This window comes from Steroidobacter sp. (genome assembly GCF_036402275.1).
Classification (GTDB): domain Bacteria; phylum Pseudomonadota; class Gammaproteobacteria; order Steroidobacterales; family Steroidobacteraceae; genus Steroidobacter.
Genome location: NZ_DASWTF010000055.1, coordinates 147,555 through 165,216 on the forward strand (window position 1 = coordinate 147,555; position 17,662 = coordinate 165,216).

Genomic DNA, 17,662 nt, shown 5'->3' on the forward strand with positions numbered 1-17,662 from the left:
ATGCGTCGCGATCATTGCCTCGCGCCCGGAAACACGACGACGGCGTTGGCACCTGGCAGCTCCATCCTGCGTATTGTTTCGACCGAAGATGGCTTCCAGCGTTCGCCAGTCTCGAACGCGTCGATTGTGTCGTAAGCGCCCACGACTTCGAAATTACGGAGAACAAAAGGCACGCCTTCCGCCGCGAGTTCCGCGCTCGCATCGCCGACATGGAAGTGCAGGTGCGGTCCTGACGAACTGCTGCCGGAGTTGCCGAGCCGGCCGATCACTTGGCCGCGTTTCACGCGATCTCCTGGCTTGACGGTGATGCTGCCATGTTTGAGATGCTCATAGAACGCGTAGCGGCCGCCGCCCAGATCGAGTGTCACGTAATTGCCGCTGGCGTTTTCGAGAGCCAGCGGACCTGTGGCCTCCGACAGCGTCGCGCCTTCCAGCATGTCGTCGACGGCCGCGGCGACGGTGGCGTCCGCGACGGCAAGCACTTCGGAGCCGTAGCCGTGCCAATTCTCGATGTTCCTAGAATCGCCGCGCGCGTGTGTCGCGTCGTCCGCCAGCTTCACCCAATCGATGGCGAAGCGCGCAGGAATGCGTGCACGGCCGCCGAGCGTGTAGACGGACGTTCGATGGCCGCCCACCAACATCGGGTCGTATAGCGCAACCCACGGCCCACCGCGCAAGGGTGCATCGAGAACGACTGGTTGTTCACTGCGCACAATGCAGCCGCTATCGATGAGCATCGTACTCACGCGGCCCGACGGTCGCATGAGATCGAGCTCGATTCTGTGCTGAAGCCTGGCGGGAATCGCGCCGCTGTTTTCTAACGGCAACCACAGATAGACGATCGTTCGCCCGCCGGCAACGACTGTCTGGCGTTCGGCGTCTGCCACTCGCGCGCCAACGCGGTCGAGTCGAGCTGCGAGCTGAGAATCGCTGAACTCCGCGACTCGGCTGCCGCGATCGGCGTCGATTATTTCGAGGCGTTTCAGCACCACATCGACAGGACGGAAGTTTGTAACGTGCAGCTCATAAGCAAGATGCCGCGTGCCCGCGATCGTCACCGGCGTCGGCGCTGACGGGATCTGAATGTCTATCGACTGCACGAGAGCTGGCCGCTGCGGTAAGGCTGCCGCCGCCAGATCGAGCGGTGCTAACAAAATGACGATGAGCGGAATGATGACGGGGCTGCTTCTCACGAGGCCCTCTCCTTGCGCGTGGAAGGTGTGAGCGCGATTATCGAATCGTCGTTCACCGATTTCCCGAAGATGCGTCCGGCCGTTGTCCGGACGCGACGGAGCGAAGGCGACTGCCGCGGGCGACTAGAGCGACGCGCCGTGTGCCTTGAGCACGTCGGCGATATCGTCGAGATCGCTCTCGATGGCGAACTTGAGATAGTCGTCCAGGGGCTCGTGACTCGCTTCGACCAACAGCTCAACCGCCTCCGCGTAACGCCCGTCGTCGTTACGGTGATTCGCCGCGCAGTAGATGGCTGTATCGAGCGGCGTGCCTCCGTATTTGTGCTTCACGTCGAGCCTGGCGCGGTGGCCGAGAAGGAGTTTCACCATCGGAACATCGCCGTTGGTTGCGGCATAATGAAGTGCAGTGGCGTCGAGATCGTCGGCGCGTGCTTCGATATCGAATCCTATCTCGAGCATGAGCTGCACCGACTTCAGACGACTGTCACGCGCGAATGTGGCGATGTTGCCGAGGTCGCGTTTGGTGAGCGTTCCAACGATATTCGGGTGCTCTCGTAGAATTAGGCGTGCGGCGTCCTCATCCGCACGCGCACACGCACCAATCAATCGATCCGTCGGCGTGCGACTGTCGGTGGCGCCTCTCTCCAGCAGATAAGAGACCGCTTCGACAGCTCCAGCGCGTTCCGCCATCTGCACGGGTGTGAGTCCTCGAAGGCGTTCGAGCAACCAGTAGTCCCCGCAAGGCTGGTTCAGATCCGCGCCATGCTCGACGAGCAGTTCGATGATTCGCAGACTCCGATTTCTGAACAGCGCCCAATCGAGATGATTCGGGTTCGCGCCATTCCTCAAATACACTGCAATCGCGTCGGGATTCTCGAAATCCAGGGCCCGGCAGATGCAAAAGTCCCGGTCCCGTTCCGGCACGCCCGCCGCGAACAGCAGTTCCAGACAGCGCGTGTCACTCAGCTCGGACGCGTGATACAGAGACTCTCCGTCATCGGTGCTGGCTCCTGCATCCAACAAGAGCTTCGCGATCGTTGGATTCCCCGGCTGACGACAACAGCCATAGAGTGCTGACAGGCGCCCGTCGCCTTTGCCCCGGGATTCCTCGTGCACGAACGAGTTCGGATCGGCGCCATGAGAGAGTAAGAGTGTGACAATCCGCTGCTGCCGGGGTGGGTAGGTGTCATCTACCATTCCGAACCGCGCGTAGGCTGCGTATGTAATCGCCTGAGTTTGCATGGGCCCGCCGACTCTCGACGCCCAGGCGGGATCCGCGGCAAGCATCGTCTCCACGACGGTTACATTCCCGAGTGCTGCTGCGATAAAGAAGTCGGAGGCGGGCAGGCCCTCCCGACGGTCGTACAGTTCTTGAAGTAGCGCGTGGTTATCTGTGAACAGCGATTGCAACAGAAGCGCGCCGCGCTCCGCGGGCGAGCGGGATTGGGCTTCGACAAAAGCCTTGAGGCGAGCCCAACTCTTGAAGCCATACGAGCGCGCCAGGGCGAACTGCGCATCGGCCAGCTTCACGGCGCCCGTGGTTCTACCTAGATGGAAATCGACGAACCCGACGGCGGTCGGGTCGCCAGACGCACAGAGTTTTTTGAGGGATTTGGCTTCGTCGCGCAGGCGCCCGAGGTCGGGCGAACGGGGCAGCGATCGATAAGGACGAGCGGAATCGAACGAGGGCATAAACGACCTCCATTAGCGCCCGGTGTCCGCCGACGTGGGCATGAAGATCGTTCGGTCGTGGTCGCGATCCTCTTCGGATTCCGAGAATCCGAAGAGCGAGCAGGCAGAACTGAGTTCTTTTCCGCGGACAGGAGGCTCGCCCAAGAGCCAGCCTGGAGGATATGCGAAGGACGATCGGAGTGGCAAGATAGCCGGAAACATTCCTATATCGCTCGGCGTTCCTGAATGCACCTTGACTGACGCGCCCCGCCTACAAGAGCCGCAGGGGGAATCCAAAGATGCGTATCGGTTCTGTCGTGTTGCTGGCTGCCCTGGCGATCGGGCCGGCATACGCGTTCGAGTTCGAGGACGTGGTGAGGCAGGCCGAGGCGGCCGCGGGTGCTCCATATAAGAGTATCCAGCGAACGCCCCCCGCGGAGCTGCAGGCGCTAACTTACGACGAATATCGCGATATCCGATTCCGCCCGGAGCAGGCGCTCTGGCGTTCGGAACGACTGCCGTTCGAGCTGATGTTCTTTCATCTCGGAAAATTCCAGAACGAGCCGGTGCGCATCAACGAAGTAACCGCGGGCGAGGTGCGGCACCTGCGCTATGACCCCACGGCCTTCCACTTCGGCAATAACAAGTTGTCCGTCGAAAAATGGGGCGATCTCGGCTTCGCCGGCTTTCGTGCGCATTACCCACTCAACGCGAAGACATACAAAGACGAGCTCATTGTCTTTCTGGGCGCCAGTTACTTTCGCGCGCTCGGCGCAGGACAGCTTTATGGCCTGTCGGCCCGTGGTCTCGCCATCGACACAGTAGGTGGCCAGAGAGAGGAGTTTCCACGCTTCAGTGAATTCTGGATCGTACGGCCGTCGACGGACGCACAGGCGCTGACCGTTTACGCATTGCTAGAATCGCCACGCTCCAACGGGGCCTATCAGTTCGACATTCGTCCCGGCGAAACGACGACGGTGGAGGTGAGGGCGCGCATCTTCCTGCGCCGCGGTGTTGCAACGCTAGGCGTGGCGCCGCTCACGAGCATGTATTTCTTCGGCGAGAACCAGCCGCACAGGACCGACTTCCGGCCGGAAGTCCACGACTCCGATGGCTTGATGGTGGCGACAGGGAGCGGGGAGTGGCTCTGGCGGCCGTTGCTCAATCCAAAAGCGACGCTCACCACTTCATTTGGCATGCAGGAACTGCGCGGCTTCGGTTTGATGCAGCGGGATCGAAGTTTCTACAGCTATGAGGACAGCGAAGCGCGTTACGAGCTGCGGCCGAGTGCTTGGGTGGAACCGCTGAATAGCTGGGGCCCGGGACGTGTGGAGCTCGTGCAGCTGAACACAGTCGATGAGACCAACGACAACATCGTGGCGTATTGGGTGCCCCTGAAGCTGCCCGAGCCAGGGCAGCCGCTGGATGTGAGCTACCGTTTGCATTGGCAGGGCGTGAACCAGCGGCGGCCGCCAGATGGTTGGGTCGTGCAAACACGCGTCGGCCGCGGGTTCGTCGAGCTCGCCGAAAACGAACATCAATTCGTTGTCGACTTCACCGGGCCGACGCTTGCGTCGCTACAAGCGAGCGCGCCGATGAAGGCCGTCGTCAGTGCGCCGGCGAACGGCGAGATCGCTGAGAGCAATGTTTACCGGCTCGAAGCCACTGGAGCCTGGCGGATGACCGTGCGTGTCAAACAGCTCGATCCATCGCAGCCCACCGAGCTGCGCGGTTTTCTCCAGCGCGGCGAGGACGTGCTGACGGAGACCTGGAGCAACGTAATACCGGCGCGTTGAGCACTCGCGCTTTCATCGCGGCAGTGGCCCGAGCATCCGCCGTTGATACTCGCGGGGTGAAAGGCCCATCTCGCGCCGGAACGCGCGCGAAAAATTGTGAACCGTGCTGAAGCCGAGGCTCAGGGCGATCTCGCTGACGCTTCGGCCCGAATGCAGCACCAACTCGCAGGCCTTCTGCATCCGGGCTCGGTTCTGCATGGCGTGCGGACTCTCTCCGTGCGTCTCACGGAACAACCGTCGAAAATGCGACTGGCTCATGCGAGCGGTGCGAGCAAACGATTCGAGGCTCAGCTCGATCTCCGGTTTGGCCATGATCTTCTGAGCCAGGCGATGCATCACTGGCCAATGCGCGCCCGCGCTCGCGACTGCGCCGGACAAGCCGATCGCGATCTCACCCAGGAGTTGCAACATCAGACCCGACACTCGCAGCGGTTGGTGCGCCCCGCGATGTTCCATGATCGTCTTTTTCATGAGGGCGTAGACGGCAGGGCCATTCACGACCGGCAAAATGCCTCGCCAGTCCGCTATGGGCTGCCGCGACCACGGCGGATGCATCAACTCATGCGGGCCCGAGGAGTAGTGCACGCCGCGGGGCACTCGCGGGCTGCGCTTTGGATCGTACACAAGGTCGAAATGCAGATAGGCAACAAACATCCTGGGCGGATGGCCACGCATTTCATGAAAGGTGTTCGGCGGGATCCAGATCAGGTCGCCGGCGCGCACGTCGAAAGCCTCGTCGGCGACCGAAAAGCGTCCCGTGCCCGACCCGATGTACACCAGCAGATAATCGAGCACGATGGAGTTCTCGATGAGCCAAGGTCCTCGCCAATGCTCCATGCCGCCACGCACGTAGGGCGAGAGCTGGGCCGCGAGCGCGTAATCAGCTTGGGCAATCATCGGTGAGCAATCGCTTGGGATACATATCCATCGGCTCGGCTAAAGACAGCAGGGACCGTCGCTCCGGAAGATTCGCCACGAACCCTCGGGCTGAACGATTTGGAGCAAACATGCCTTACCCCGATCCTACCGCGCAACAGGTCGAGCGTTTCGCAGAGGATGGATTCCTCGTGGTCGAAGCGGCGATCGATGCCGAGGAGAGCGCCGCGCTGGTGGAGCTCGGCCATCAAATGGTCCGGCGGCCGCGCGAAGACGCCAATGACTGGGACTGGCGTCGCGGCGAGTCGATCGAGAACCGATCTTTTCGCATCGTGCAGAGTGGCGTGGATCGCCACTTCCCATGGCTTCAGACGTCGCGATTCCGAGCCTGGGCCGCTTGGTTCGGCGCGGCTTTGATGCGGCAGGAAATGGAGTTTTGGTACGAACAGTTCCTCGGCAAACCCCCAGGCACGGGCGCTCCGACGCCGTGGCACCAGGACGAAGCATACTGGGGGCGCTCACTCCGAGATCGTGGCGTGACCTGTTGGACGGCATTTCATTCAGTCGGGCCCGAAAACGGCTGCATGCACTTCGTACGCGGCGGTCACCGGCAACTGCTCGAGCACGTCAATCCGCCCGAGATGGCGAGCGATCTGCTGGTGTGCCGGATCCCCGAAGCCAGCGAAGTGGTCGCCTGTCCGCTCGAACCCGGCTGCGTCACGTTCCATCACAGCATGACGCCGCACATGACCACTCCGAATATTTCGGATCGCTGGCGTTTATCCCTGGCGCAGCACTTCCGCAATCCGATCTGCAAGCAGCTGCCGGAAGACAACTATCCCTGGCGGGTGCACGTGAGTCAGCGCAGCGGCAAGCGCTCAGCGTGATGACCGCCTGTTCGGAACTTAAGCTCGAAAAGCGCATTCGGCCGTTACGGGATTTGTCCGCGAGCTCAACGGAGAGGCGCCGCCATGTCGATCAGTGCATGTAAGACACGCCATCGAATGGTTTCGGCCGGCGGACTCAACTTATTTATCCGTGAGGCTGGCGAGCCCAGCCCATCGGCCGTGCTTCTCTTACACGGTGCCCCGACTTCTTCGCACACCTTCCGCAATCTGATGCCCCAGCTGGCCGATACTGCGTACCTCGTCGCACCCGATATGCCGGGCTTCGGCTTCTCGGACGCGCCGCCTCTGGATCGTTACGAATACAGCTTCGAGAACATCGCCGAGACGTTCCATGAGCTCACCGACGTGCTCGGGATAGAGCAGATGTTTCTTTACGTTCACGACTACGGTGCGCCGGTCGCATACCAACTCGCCACGTGTTGGCCCGAGCGCGTGCTCGGTCTCATCGTTCAGAATGGGAGCGTGCATGACGAGGGCACGGGCAAGGCCTGGGACACTGTCAAGGCGTACTGGGCCGATCCGTCGCCCGAGAACCGCGCGAAGTTACCCGACTGGCTCAACTTCGAAGGCGTGCGAGAGGTGTATGTCGCCGGCGTTCCGGAGCGCATGAAGCCGCTGCTCGCGCCCGAGTGCTGGCACTTCGATTGGGAGCGCATGAGCCGGCCCGGCAATGTCGAGATCCAGTTCAAGCTGTTCGAGGATTACAAGAACCACGTCGCGCGCTTTCCGGAGATCGCGCGCTATCACCGCGAGCATCAGCCGCCCTGCCTGATCGTCTGGGGCCGCCACGACATCTATTACGAGCTGGGCGAGATCATGGCGTACGCCCGCGAGCTCGACCGCCTGGAAATCCATGTTTTCGACGGCGCGCATCTGCTGTTGGAAACTCACTACCGCGAGTGCGCCGACGCGATTCGAGGCTTCCTCGAAAGAGAGCGCTCTTCACGCGACCGTTCTACTTAACACGAAGCAGGCTGCTGAAAGGTTGCATCCACGCTGAAGAGGAACCTCACAGCGCCGTCGTGAGTATGACACTCAGCGTGCGTGGCAGTGGGGCCACACTGGGGAGGCGAAAATGAGCACGATCCTTCTTGTCGAGCGCCAGAAGAATTCTCTCACTGGCGCCCTGTCGGAGGCCGGCTTCTGCGTCCGCTGGGAACAGGATGGTCGTGAGGCGATTAGCGCAGCGGACGCGTCCCACATCGACGCCGCGATCATCGATGTCGATCTGGCCGACCTCACCGCCGCCCGAGTCGCGCACGAGCTGCGAGCGCGAGATCCCGAGCTGCCGATATTCGTCTGCACCGCGTTCGATGAGGATGCGGTAACGAGATGGGCTGTCGAGGACAGGATGCTGGTTCTCGAAAAGCCCGTGGACGAGGCGAGGTTGGTCTGGCTGCTGCAGGCTCATGTAGGCAACCTGGTTTGAACTGCTTGCTCCCGACCGACCTGGCGATTAAGAATGCGCAAGCGCGGCGGGGGATGAGTCGCGAGTAACGCGATGGCGCGCGCACACGGAGTCGTGTCACAGCTGGCATGGACGCGTGTGTTCCTGTGTATGTATCACAGAGAATTCGGCAAATTACATGTCGAACGAACACAAGCTGTTGGAAGTCTTCGTCGCTTTACAGCGTAAGCTGGCGCGAGCGGTGTCGCGGATCGTGCCGCCGCCTGAGATCGAAGACATCGTTCAGGAAACCTACGTCAAGGTGTGCCAGTTCGATCAAGCGGGCGACATTCGCCATCCTCGCTCGTTTCTGTACCGGACTGCGCGGAATCTCGCGCTCGATCACATCAAGCGCAGCGCCTCGCGCACGAGCGTCAGCCTGCCAGGCGATGAAGAAGAGCACGCCGATAGCGAGCTGCTCCAAGGCGGTCAGGACCTTTTCGATCAGCTGGCCGCGAAGCAGGAGTTCGAGATCTTTTGCGCGGCTGTACAACAGCTACCGCTGCAATGTCGACGCGTCTTCGTGTTACGCAAGGTCTACGGCTACTCGCAGAAGGAGATCTCGCGAGCGCTCGGTATCGGCGAGAGCACGGTCGAGAAACACATTGCGCATGGAATAAGACGCTGCAGTGTCTTCATCGCCGAGCGAACCGCGTCCCACGAAGTTGCCAGCATCGAGCCACTCAAGAGGGGCAAACGGTGACCAACGTTTATCCACTGCCGCCCCAGAAACGCAGCCTCGATGAGGCGAGCGAGTGGCTCGCGAGGCTCGATCGCGGGTTGTCGGAGGAGGAGCAGCGGGAACTCGAGACCTGGCTGGCGCAGCATCCGGAGAATCGTCGTTCGTTGCTGCGGCTGGCGTCCTTGTGGGACCAGATGGGCGGCTTGTCCCGACTGGCGGAGCTCTTTCCTCAGGAGCGCAAGCAGCGCAAGTTTCTTTATCCAGCCATAGCAGCCTCGCTCGCGGTAATCGTTGCTGTCGGCTGGCTGGTCGTGCAGCGCTCCCCCGATCTGTCGATTTCGGAGGATCGCTCCATCGCAAGTGTCGCAGGCTCGTATGAAACAGAAATCGGCGAGCGCTCGACCGTGCGCCTGGCGGACCGATCGGTGCTGACACTCAACACCAACAGCCTGGTCGAGGTCACTTATGACGCCAGGCAACGAGTCCTGGTGCTCGAGCGCGGCGAAATGAGCATCGAGGTTGCGCACGATCCCGCACGTCCGCTCAGCGTGATCGCCGGACATAGGGTCGTGCGTGCGGTGGGCACCGCGTTCAACGTTCAGATCGTCGATGAGGGGCAGGTCGAGCTGATCGTCACCGAGGGCGCCGTCGTCGTGGTCGACGATATCGAGCGCCGAGGCTCCAGCACACCGCGAACCGTTACGAAAGGAGAGCGGGTGCTGCTCGGCGTGGATCGGGAGACCATCTCCAAGGTCAGCGATTCGGCGCTGTCCGCGGAGTTGTCCTGGCGTCAGGGTAATTTGATCTTTCGCGGCGAGACGCTAGCCGTGGCGATCGCCGAAGTCAGCCGCTATACGCCCGTCAAGTTCGAGATCGCCGACGAGCGCCTGAAACAACTGCGCATCGGCGGCATGTTCAAAGCCGGCGACGTCGACGGGCTGCTGGCCACGCTCGAGGAGAATTTCAACATCGATTCCGAGCGGCCCGACGCGGAAAGAGTGTTGCTGAAGGCGCGGTAGATCATGAGCTGGAGCACCCGGAACGGCGCGCGCCGGGACCCCTGGTGGAAAACTTCGCGTCAATCGTCCCTTGAGGGTGCGAGGAAAAAAATCGCACCCGAGGCCGATGCGAAGGTGCTTCGTACCCTGCTCGCGGCGGGACTCCTGGCGACGCCGGCTGTGCCGGCCTGGGCCGGCGGCAGGCAGGACGAAGTCATTTATTTCGACATCCCTCGGCAGCGAGCGGACCTGGCGCTGACAGCTTTCGCCGAACAAGCCGACCTGACGCTGATCTTTCCTTACGAGAAAGTCAGCGAGATCACGGCGAATCGGCTGGTCGGGGAGTATTCGATCGAGGAGGCGATCGCGCGCCTGCTCGCGAACACCTCGGTCAAGATGGCGGTCGGTGCGAACGGTCAGCTCTCCATCGTGACGGAACAAACGGGGGAGTCGGGCACCGTGCACACAAGGAACAAACTGTCGCATGCGCTGATGACCTTCATGGCCACCGTATTCGGCGCTCGTGAAGGCTACGCGCAGGAAGTCGAGCAGGGGGTGTTGGAGGAAGTCACCGTCACGGGCATCCGGGCGAGTATGACGAGGTCCAGGGATGTCAAACGCGAGGCGGGCGGCGTCGTCGACGCCATTTCCTCCGAGGACATCGGCAAGTTTCCAGATACCAACCTCGCCGAATCGCTCCAACGCATCAGTGGCGTATCCATCGACCGTTCCGGCGGCGAAGGGCAGGCGATCACGGTGCGCGGCTTCGGTCCCGAGTTCAACACCGTGCTCGTGAACGGCCGCCAGATCGCCTCCGAGGATCTGTCGCGCGGCTTCAGCTTCGACACACTCGCCTCCGAGTTGGTGAGCGGCATCGTGGTGCATAAGACCTCGACCGCGAGCATGCAATCCGGTGGCATCGGCTCGACGGTCAACATCACCACGGCACGGCCGCTGGATATCGGCGAGTTCAGGATCGCCGGCAGCATCAAGGAACTCTACGACGAAAACAGCGAGCACACGACCCCGCAGGCATCCGTTCTGATCTCGGATACTTTCGCGGAGGACCGCTTTGGCGTGCTGCTCGCACTGTCCTATCAGGAGCGACAGACGCGTCTGAATCAGGCGCAAACCGACGGTTGGCTCGAGAACACGGACATCCCACAAAGCGAGATCAACGGCGGCGCCGGCTGGAGTGGCAATACCTTCCTCGCGCGCAACTACGATCACAAGGTGACGTTCGAGGAACGTACCCGCAAAGGCAGCAACCTGGTCCTGCAGTTCGCGCCGTCCGACAACGTTCGCGTGACCGCGGACGCGCTGTATTCGGATTTCGACATCGAGACCGACGCGACCTCGTTCGGCCATTGGTTCACGGCGCCCAATCTCGAAGACGTGGTGACCGATGAGAACGGTACGGTCATCGATCTGTATCAGGAGGTCGGGCTCGCGACCGATATGCATGCAAAGAAGTTCGATCGCTTGACCGAGACGTCCTCCTACGGCTTCAACGTCAGCTGGGATGTGAACGACTCGTTGAATCTGTCGTTCGACGTCAACTTGTCGAATGCCGAGCGTGAAGCCAACAACGGCGGCGGCGATCAGTTGTCCCTTATCGGCTACGCCAATCGGGTACGCCTGCAATTGATGCCGGGCGAGATCTTGCCGTACGCGAGCGAGTTCGAAAGCGCCAACCCCAATATTTACAGCGGCCAGCAGGAGATCGACGGCGTCGCATACAACCCGGCGGTCCCGCCCGCGGGTGTTTCCGATTATCTCGACACGTCGAACAGCCGCGCGCACGTGATGCTGCGCCGGGGATGGGCGGTCGAGGACGACATCGATCAGTTCCGGATCGACGCCACATGGAACGAGGGTGAGACGAGTGGCCTCACGCGCGCGAAATTCGGCGCCATGCTGTCACAGGAAACCAAGGCGCTGGAGCGTTGGGACAACGAAGGCGTGGGCATTCATTGCACGTTCTGCGGTTATCCGGACAGCCCGTTGCCAATGACGGATCAGTGGGTATTCGATGCCGGCGACGACTTTCTCAGCGGCGTGAGCGGCAGCGGCCGCATGCCGCATCGCTGGCTGCGTCACAACGGCGAGGCGCAGTTCGCCTATCTGGAGAGCGTCAGCGGCGTCAGCTTCGATGCGGTTCGACGCGACAACTCGTTTGTGGTCGACGAGGACACCAGCGCCGTCTATGTCGAGCTCGATTTCGCCGGCACGCTCGCGGGCATGCCCATCGCTGCGACCGCCGGTGCGCGCTATGAGAGCACCGACGTGAAGGTCGAAGGCACTCAGGCGCCGGTGATCCGCCTGGATATTCTGGACGCCACCGAGATGCTGGCCTCGTTCGGGCCCGCGACCGCGATCGACGCGGAGTCGGATTACGACGCGCTGTTGCCAAACTTCAACCTGAAGCTCGATATCACCGACACACTGGTCGCGCGCTTCGCTGTCTCCCAGACCATCACGCGCCCGACGCTCGAAAACATGGCCCCCGTGACGACGCTCGTCACCACTCGCCAAGGCGGCAATCTCGCGGCCGCCAGCGGCAATCCCGAGCTTGTGCCGTTCGAGTCCGACAACATCGACCTTTCCCTCGAGTGGTATTACAACCCGTCGAGCTATGTCGCTGCCGGTTACTTCCAGAAAGACGTGAACAACTTCATCATCACCGGCACCGAAGATCGCACGTTCGAACTGCCCGGCGGCGGGTTGCTGCTCGACCCATCCACCGGCACGGACGTGAGCAATCCCGATCCCGCCGACACGCCCGCGGTGTTCACGGTGACGCTGCCAAGCAATGGAGAAACAGCGAAGGTGACCGGCTTCGAGCTCTCGGCGCTGCATACCTTCGGCGAATCGGGCTTCGGCCTGATGGCGAATGCGACCTTCGTCGACAGCGACGCGGAGCTCGATGTCTCCGACATCACCCAATCGTTCGCCGTAACGGGACTCAGCGACTCGTTGAACGCCGTCGGTTTCTTCGAAAAGGGCCCGTACCAGGTACGCCTGGCCTACAACGAACGCGAGGAGTTCCTGCAGCGACTCACGCAGACCAACGGCGACGGCGTCGTGTTCGTCGACGACTATTACCAGTGGGATATCAGCGGCAGCTACGACATCAACGACCATCTCACCGTGTTCTTCGAGGGTCTCAATCTCACCGAGGAGGTTGTGACCAAGCACGGCCGCTTCCGCAATCATTTCCTGCTGGCCGAGGATAGCGGCAGGCGTTGGGCACTCGGCGTGCGAGCGACCTTCTGAGCAATGGTTACTCCCATCCAGTCCGTCGTCGTCGTAGGGGGTGGCACAGCAGGCTGGATCACCGCGGCGCGCATCGCCGCCAGGCACAACACACGTGCCGGCGGCGTGCGCGTCACGCTCATCGAATCGCCGACGATACCGACCATCGGCGTGGGCGAGGGCACTTGGCCCACGATGCGCAACACGCTGCTCAAGATCGGCATCGGTGAAACGCAGTTCATCCGCGAGTGCGATGCCGCCTTCAAACAGGGAGCGAAGTTCGCGCGTTGGGTCACCGGGGACACGGGCGACTTCTACTATCACCCGCTGATGTTGCCGCAGGGGTTCACCAAGATCGGCCTGGCGCCGTATTGGCATCGAGACGCTCACGAGCGTTCGTTTTCCTCAGCCGTTTGCTTTCAGGAAGCTGTGTGTGAGCACGGACTCGCACCGAAGCTGATTACGACGCCAGAATATGCCGGGGTGGCGAACTATGCGTATCACTTGAACGCAGGCAAGTTCGCGGAGTTGCTGCGACGACATTGCGTGGATCAGCTCGGCGTGCGTCACGTCCTGGACGATGTTACAGCGGTCAACGCCGCGCCGAATGGCGATATCGCATCAGTCACGACAGCTGCGAACGGGGTGATCGGCGGCGAATTGTTCGTCGATTGCACCGGCTTCTCGGCCCTCTTGATCGGCAAGCATTTCGGCGTACCGTTCATCGATCGCAACGACGTTCTGTTCGCCGACAACGCGCTCGCCGTGCAGGTGCCGTACGAGGATGCGAATGCGCCAGTGGCATGTCACACGATCTCGACGGCACAGGCGGGCGGCTGGATATGGGACATCGGCCTGCAATCTCGACGGGGCGTAGGATACGTGTACTCCAGTCGGCATGCGGACCACGACGCTGCGATGAAGACGTTGCGTGACTACGTCGGATCGCGCATCGACGGTCTCAATGTCCGGCGCATCTCGATTCGGTCCGGCCATCGACGGCTGTTCTGGCAAAACAACTGTGTCGCGGTCGGCCTGTCGGCCGGCTTTCTCGAGCCGCTCGAGGCGTCGGCATTGGTTCTGGTGGAGTTGTCCGCCGAAATGATCAGCGAGCAATTGCCGCCCTGTCGCGAGGTCATGGATGTGCTCGCGAAGCGCTTCAATCACGCCTTCACTTATCGCTGGGACCGCATCATCGACTTCCTCAAGCTGCACTATCTGTTGAGTCGGCGCGAGGAGGCCTTCTGGCGGGACAACCGCGATCCCGTCGGCGTTCCGGACAGCTTGAAGGAGCAGTTGGACCTATGGCGCTACTGCGTGCCGGGCAATCAAGATTTCACCAGCAACCACGAGGTGTTTCCCGCTGCGAGCTACCAGTATGTGCTGTATGGCATGGGCTTTCGAACGGACACCCGATTCATTGCCCAGACAATGACGCACGCGGACCATGCGCGCGAGCAGTTTCAACAGAATGACCGCGCGATCCGGCAGGCGCTCGCCACTTTGCCGCCGCACCGGGAGCTGCTGCAGAAGGTGCAGCGGTATGGCTTTCAGACCGTGTGAGACCCGCGGCTCATGACCCGACTCGTCGCACTCAACAGCGCCGCTCATCGTCATCTCCGGGTGGACCAGGCACAGGTGCTCGCTCAAGCGTCGCGGCTCAACCTGCTGCCGGTCGTGCTCGGCGAGTTCCTGAAGCTCTGCGTGCATTATCCGGTCGTCCTGACCAAGAACGGCGCGACCGGGCAGTTCAGCTGCGTTGCCCTGTTTGGTTTCGAGCAGCACGAGAACCTGTTCTGGAAACAGGATCGCTGGGATGCTATCTACGTGCCGCTGCAAGTCACGCGGCAGCCGTTCTTCCTCGGCGACGACCAGGACCGCGTCGTCTGTATCGATACGATGAACCCAGCCGTCACGCAGACACAAGGCGAGGCGCTCTTTGACGAGCACGGCGGCGAGACAGCTTATCTGCAAGGCGTGAAGCAAATGCTTGCAGCCTTGCTGGACGGTGAAGAGCGCACACAGCAGTTCGTACGCAAGCTGCTCGCGCTGGAACTGATCCGGCCGATGCGGCTCGAGATCGAATTCGCCAATCGTCAGAAGCTGCAAGTCGCGGGGCTATACACCATCGACGAAGCCCGGTTGCAAGCCATTCCCGCCGCGACGATTGCCGAACTGCACGCGCTCGAGTATCTGGGTCCGATCTATACGATGCTCGCCTCGCTCGGACACATCTATTCCCTCGTGCAGCGAAGGAATCAGTGTTTAGTCTGAACCCACGCGCCTCGCTGGCGATGCAGAGCATTGGCGTGGAACAGCAGCCGGTCGCGATCGTCGAGGATTTCGCTCTCGACCCAGAGGCGCTGATTGCGTACGCGGAGAGCGGCGAGCCCTTTCGAGCTACGCCAGGAGATTTCTATCCAGGCATTCGCAAGCGAGCACCGACCCAATACGCGGATGACTTCTGCACGCGGTATGGCGAGGTGCTTCGCGAGGGTTTCGCGCTACCCGTAAACAGCGAGCCACGAGTCATCTTCTGCGCAATGTCGATCACGACCACCGAACCGCAGCGACTGCGGCCCGTGCAGAGAGTGCCGCACTTCGACACGAGCGTCGCCAATCAGCTCGCGATCGTTCACTATCTTTGCGGACCGGAACACGGCGGCGTTTCTTTCTACCGACATCGCAGCACCGGATTCGAAACGATCGGTCAGGATCGCATCCAGCACTACTCGGCCACGCTCAAGCGTGAAGTGACCCGGGAACATGCCCCGCCCGCGAAGTACATGGACGGCGACGATCCGCTGTTCGCGCGCATCGCAAGCTACGAAGCGCGGTGCAATCGGGCGCTGATCTATCGCAGTTACGCGCTTCACTCGGGCAACATCCGCCGCATCCTGCCCCCGGAGATGTCACCCAGAGCGGCGCGACTGACTGTGACCTCGTTTGTCCGCTATGATTGAGCGCTCAGACCTTTCCAAGGCGTGCATCAATGAGCATTGGCGGATCCACCATCGGGGCTGAACTCGCGGCCATCAAATCAGACTATGCCGTTCCTCCGCCAATCAGTCGCGATGAGCGGCTGCAGCGGCTCGAACGCGCCCGGCGTCTCACCCGGGAGTCCGGCGCCGATGCGTTGATTATCAACGCTGGCGCGAGCTTGCGATATTTCACGGGTATTCCTTGGGGCGCCAGCGAGCGTCTGGTCGCGATGATCCTGCCGGTCAATGGCGAACCCGTGATGGTTTGTCCTGCGTTCGAAAGCGGCTCGCTCGAGGCGGTGCTCGAAATCAAGACGGACATCCGTTTGTGGGAAGAAGACGAGAATCCCTTTACGCTCGTAGCCACCACCTTGCGTGACGCTGGCGTGAGCGTTGCGGCGATCGATCCAGCGCTTCCGTTCGAGATGGCCGGTCGCCTCTCCGCGGAGATGCCGGCGCTGCGACTGCAAGAGGCATCGTCGGTGGTCAATGGTTGCCGCATGTACAAGTCGGCGGCCGAGCTGGCACTCATGCAGTACGCCAAGCATCTGACGCTCGAAGTCCATCGCCGGGCGGCGCGCATTCTGGCGCCTGGGATCTCGACCGGCGAGGTGCGTCGCTTCATCGAAGATGCGCATCGAAAGCTCGGCACCTCTGGCAGCACCTTCTGCATCGTGCAATTCGGTGAAGGCACTGCCTATCCGCACGGCTTGCCGGGCGAACAACGCCTCCACGAAGACGAAATCGTTCTCATCGACACCGGCTGCAGCGTCGAGGGCTACAACTCCGACATCACACGCACTTATGTGTTCGGCACAGCGACTGAAGAGCAGCGTCGAATCTGGGATCTCGAACATGCGGCACAAGCGGCAGCGTTTGCGAGTGCGCAGTTGGGCGTCGAGTGCCAGGCTGTCGACGCCGCCGCGCGCGGGCTGCTCACTCGCGCCGGCCTGGGGCCGGACTACCGATTGCCCGGCCTGCCGCACCGTACCGGTCATGGGATCGGACTCAGCATTCACGAACCGGCCTACCTGGTGCGCGGTGACCGCACGCCACTCGCGCCCGGAATGTGTTTTTCCAACGAACCGATGATCGTGATTCCGGGCCGGTTCGGCGTCCGGCTCGAAGATCATTTCTACATGACCGAACAAGGGCCGAAGTGGTTCACTCAGCCCTCGATGTCGATCGATGCGCCGTTTGGCTGATCGAACCGGGCACGGCTCGATCAGCCACCGCGCTCAACGGTGCTGGTACTCCGTGAAGACGTAATCGTTGTTCTTCACAATCGTGTGGCACGCGAACCCGCACTTCGCGTCGTTCGCCTGCGGGGGCTGATCCGCGGTCGTGCCAGGCGTGAACGTCTTCGTTGTAGGGTCGTATTTGAACACGGCATAGCCCCAGCCGCCGCTGTCGGCGAAGCGTTTGCTGTCCTTGACCATGAAGTCCACGTCGCGTTGCTGGTCCGGCACCGTCGCATCGGGGAAGAACTGGTTCTTTTTCGGCGCGTAATGCATCTTGGCCATCATCGCGCCGTCGGGCACCGGCTTGCCGTTGGCTGGAATGCCGGCCTCGAACGCCTTGATCATCGTCGGGTTGCCGAGCACCACGGCGATCGACTTCGGATTGTGACTGGCGGAGACCATCTGCCAGCTCTCGTAGCCCTTGAACTCGGAGAAAGAGAGACCGCCCGGCACCTTGAGGCTGTACTTGTCCTGCTTGGGCTTGGCCGGGGCATCGGCGGCAATCGCGAGGGTCGTGGCCAGGGCGATGCAACTGCCCAGGCCGATGAAACATTTGAGAGCGGTGCGCATGACGAACTCCTGTTGGCGAACGGCTGCGCGGATTGCACCAGATC

The 17,662-nt window shown here is 61.7% G+C and carries 15 protein-coding genes; 11 read left to right on the forward strand and 4 right to left on the reverse strand.

Annotated features, from left to right (window positions below; all coding sequences use genetic code 11):
- Nucleotides 1–11: 11 nt before the first annotated feature.
- Both VGD45_RS33760 and VGD45_RS33765 read right to left on the reverse strand, forming a co-directional pair.
- Nucleotides 12–1,193, reverse strand: a complete 1,182-nt coding sequence (locus VGD45_RS33760) for a M23 family metallopeptidase (RefSeq protein WP_331159815.1) — start codon at nucleotides 1,191–1,193, stop codon at nucleotides 12–14.
- 123 nt (nucleotides 1,194–1,316) lie between these two features.
- A complete protein-coding gene (locus tag VGD45_RS33765) occupies nucleotides 1,317–2,885 on the reverse strand; it encodes an ankyrin repeat domain-containing protein (RefSeq protein ID WP_331159816.1) in 1,569 nt (522 codons plus the stop codon).
- A 278-nt stretch (nucleotides 2,886–3,163) separates the two neighbouring features.
- On the opposite strand from VGD45_RS33765, the gene VGD45_RS33770 reads away from it, so the two are divergent.
- Nucleotides 3,164–4,660, forward strand: coding sequence for a glucan biosynthesis protein G (locus VGD45_RS33770; RefSeq protein WP_331159817.1), 1,497 nt, complete (start codon nucleotides 3,164–3,166; stop codon nucleotides 4,658–4,660).
- A gap of 12 nt (nucleotides 4,661–4,672) precedes the next feature.
- Here VGD45_RS33770 and VGD45_RS33775 read toward each other — a convergent pair whose 3' ends face one another.
- The gene (locus VGD45_RS33775; protein ID WP_331159818.1) at nucleotides 4,673–5,557 is read right to left on the reverse strand and encodes an AraC family transcriptional regulator; all 885 of its coding nucleotides are present in this window, start codon (nucleotides 5,555–5,557) and stop codon (nucleotides 4,673–4,675) included.
- Nucleotides 5,558–5,667: 110 nt separating this feature from the next.
- On the opposite strand from VGD45_RS33775, the gene VGD45_RS33780 reads away from it, so the two are divergent.
- The 10 genes from VGD45_RS33780 (at nucleotide 5,668) to VGD45_RS33825 (ending at nucleotide 17,012) form a co-directional block, all read left to right on the forward strand.
- Nucleotides 5,668–6,423 (forward strand): phytanoyl-CoA dioxygenase family protein, encoded by a 756-nt coding sequence (locus VGD45_RS33780; RefSeq protein ID WP_331159819.1) that lies wholly within the window; start codon nucleotides 5,668–5,670, stop codon nucleotides 6,421–6,423.
- A gap of 117 nt (nucleotides 6,424–6,540) precedes the next feature.
- Nucleotides 6,541–7,407 (forward strand): alpha/beta hydrolase, encoded by an 867-nt coding sequence (locus tag VGD45_RS33785; RefSeq protein ID WP_331159866.1) that lies wholly within the window; start codon nucleotides 6,541–6,543, stop codon nucleotides 7,405–7,407.
- 112 nt (nucleotides 7,408–7,519) lie between these two features.
- On the forward strand, nucleotides 7,520–7,873 hold the full coding sequence (locus VGD45_RS33790) for a response regulator (RefSeq protein ID WP_331159820.1): 354 nt from the start codon (nucleotides 7,520–7,522) through the stop codon (nucleotides 7,871–7,873).
- Nucleotides 7,874–8,030: 157 nt separating this feature from the next.
- Nucleotides 8,031–8,594: an RNA polymerase sigma factor gene (locus tag VGD45_RS33795; protein WP_331159821.1), complete on the forward strand. Its 564-nt coding sequence runs from the start codon at nucleotides 8,031–8,033 to the stop codon at nucleotides 8,592–8,594.
- Nucleotides 8,591–9,592 carry a FecR family protein gene (locus tag VGD45_RS33800; protein WP_331159822.1) on the forward strand — a complete coding sequence of 334 codons (1,002 nt, stop codon included), beginning with the start codon at nucleotides 8,591–8,593 and terminating at the stop codon, nucleotides 9,590–9,592. Before VGD45_RS33795 ends, VGD45_RS33800 begins: the two co-directional genes overlap by 4 nt.
- Before the next feature lie 438 nt (nucleotides 9,593–10,030).
- Nucleotides 10,031–12,847 carry a TonB-dependent receptor gene (locus VGD45_RS33805; RefSeq protein ID WP_349263419.1) on the forward strand — a complete coding sequence of 939 codons (2,817 nt, stop codon included), beginning with the start codon at nucleotides 10,031–10,033 and terminating at the stop codon, nucleotides 12,845–12,847.
- A 3-nt stretch (nucleotides 12,848–12,850) separates the two neighbouring features.
- Entirely contained in the window at nucleotides 12,851–14,389 is a 1,539-nt protein-coding gene (locus VGD45_RS33810; protein WP_331159824.1) for a tryptophan halogenase family protein, read from the forward strand.
- Nucleotides 14,390–14,401: 12 nt separating this feature from the next.
- On the forward strand, nucleotides 14,402–15,100 hold the full coding sequence (locus VGD45_RS33815) for a SapC family protein (RefSeq protein WP_331159825.1): 699 nt from the start codon (nucleotides 14,402–14,404) through the stop codon (nucleotides 15,098–15,100).
- Entirely contained in the window at nucleotides 15,088–15,789 is a 702-nt protein-coding gene (locus tag VGD45_RS33820; RefSeq protein ID WP_331159826.1) for a DUF6445 family protein, read from the forward strand. Before VGD45_RS33815 ends, VGD45_RS33820 begins: the two co-directional genes overlap by 13 nt.
- A 29-nt stretch (nucleotides 15,790–15,818) precedes the next feature.
- A complete protein-coding gene (locus tag VGD45_RS33825) occupies nucleotides 15,819–17,012 on the forward strand; it encodes a Xaa-Pro peptidase family protein (protein WP_331159827.1) in 1,194 nt (397 codons plus the stop codon).
- Between the two features lie 33 nt (nucleotides 17,013–17,045).
- Here VGD45_RS33825 and VGD45_RS33830 read toward each other — a convergent pair whose 3' ends face one another.
- Nucleotides 17,046–17,618, reverse strand: coding sequence for a cytochrome P460 family protein (locus VGD45_RS33830; RefSeq protein ID WP_331159828.1), 573 nt, complete (start codon nucleotides 17,616–17,618; stop codon nucleotides 17,046–17,048).
- Nucleotides 17,619–17,662 lie beyond the last annotated feature (44 nt).

Bases quoted from the DNA above. Each gene is read 5' to 3' on its own strand.
- VGD45_RS33765 (WP_331159816.1), bottom strand. From the start codon at position 2,885: ATGCCCTCGTTCGATTCCGCTCGTCCTTATCGATCGCTGCCCCGTTCG.
- VGD45_RS33770 (WP_331159817.1), top strand. From the start codon at position 3,164: ATGCGTATCGGTTCTGTCGTGTTGCTGGCTGCCCTGGCGATCGGGCCG.
- VGD45_RS33775 (WP_331159818.1), bottom strand. From the start codon at position 5,557: ATGATTGCCCAAGCTGATTACGCGCTCGCGGCCCAGCTCTCGCCCTAC.
- VGD45_RS33780 (WP_331159819.1), top strand. From the start codon at position 5,668: ATGCCTTACCCCGATCCTACCGCGCAACAGGTCGAGCGTTTCGCAGAG.
- VGD45_RS33785 (WP_331159866.1), top strand. From the start codon at position 6,541: ATGGTTTCGGCCGGCGGACTCAACTTATTTATCCGTGAGGCTGGCGAG.
- VGD45_RS33790 (WP_331159820.1), top strand. From the start codon at position 7,520: ATGAGCACGATCCTTCTTGTCGAGCGCCAGAAGAATTCTCTCACTGGC.
- VGD45_RS33795 (WP_331159821.1), top strand. From the start codon at position 8,031: ATGTCGAACGAACACAAGCTGTTGGAAGTCTTCGTCGCTTTACAGCGT.
- VGD45_RS33810 (WP_331159824.1), top strand. From the start codon at position 12,851: ATGGTTACTCCCATCCAGTCCGTCGTCGTCGTAGGGGGTGGCACAGCA.
- VGD45_RS33815 (WP_331159825.1), top strand. From the start codon at position 14,402: ATGACCCGACTCGTCGCACTCAACAGCGCCGCTCATCGTCATCTCCGG.
- VGD45_RS33825 (WP_331159827.1), top strand. From the start codon at position 15,819: ATGAGCATTGGCGGATCCACCATCGGGGCTGAACTCGCGGCCATCAAA.
- VGD45_RS33830 (WP_331159828.1), bottom strand. From the start codon at position 17,618: ATGCGCACCGCTCTCAAATGTTTCATCGGCCTGGGCAGTTGCATCGCC.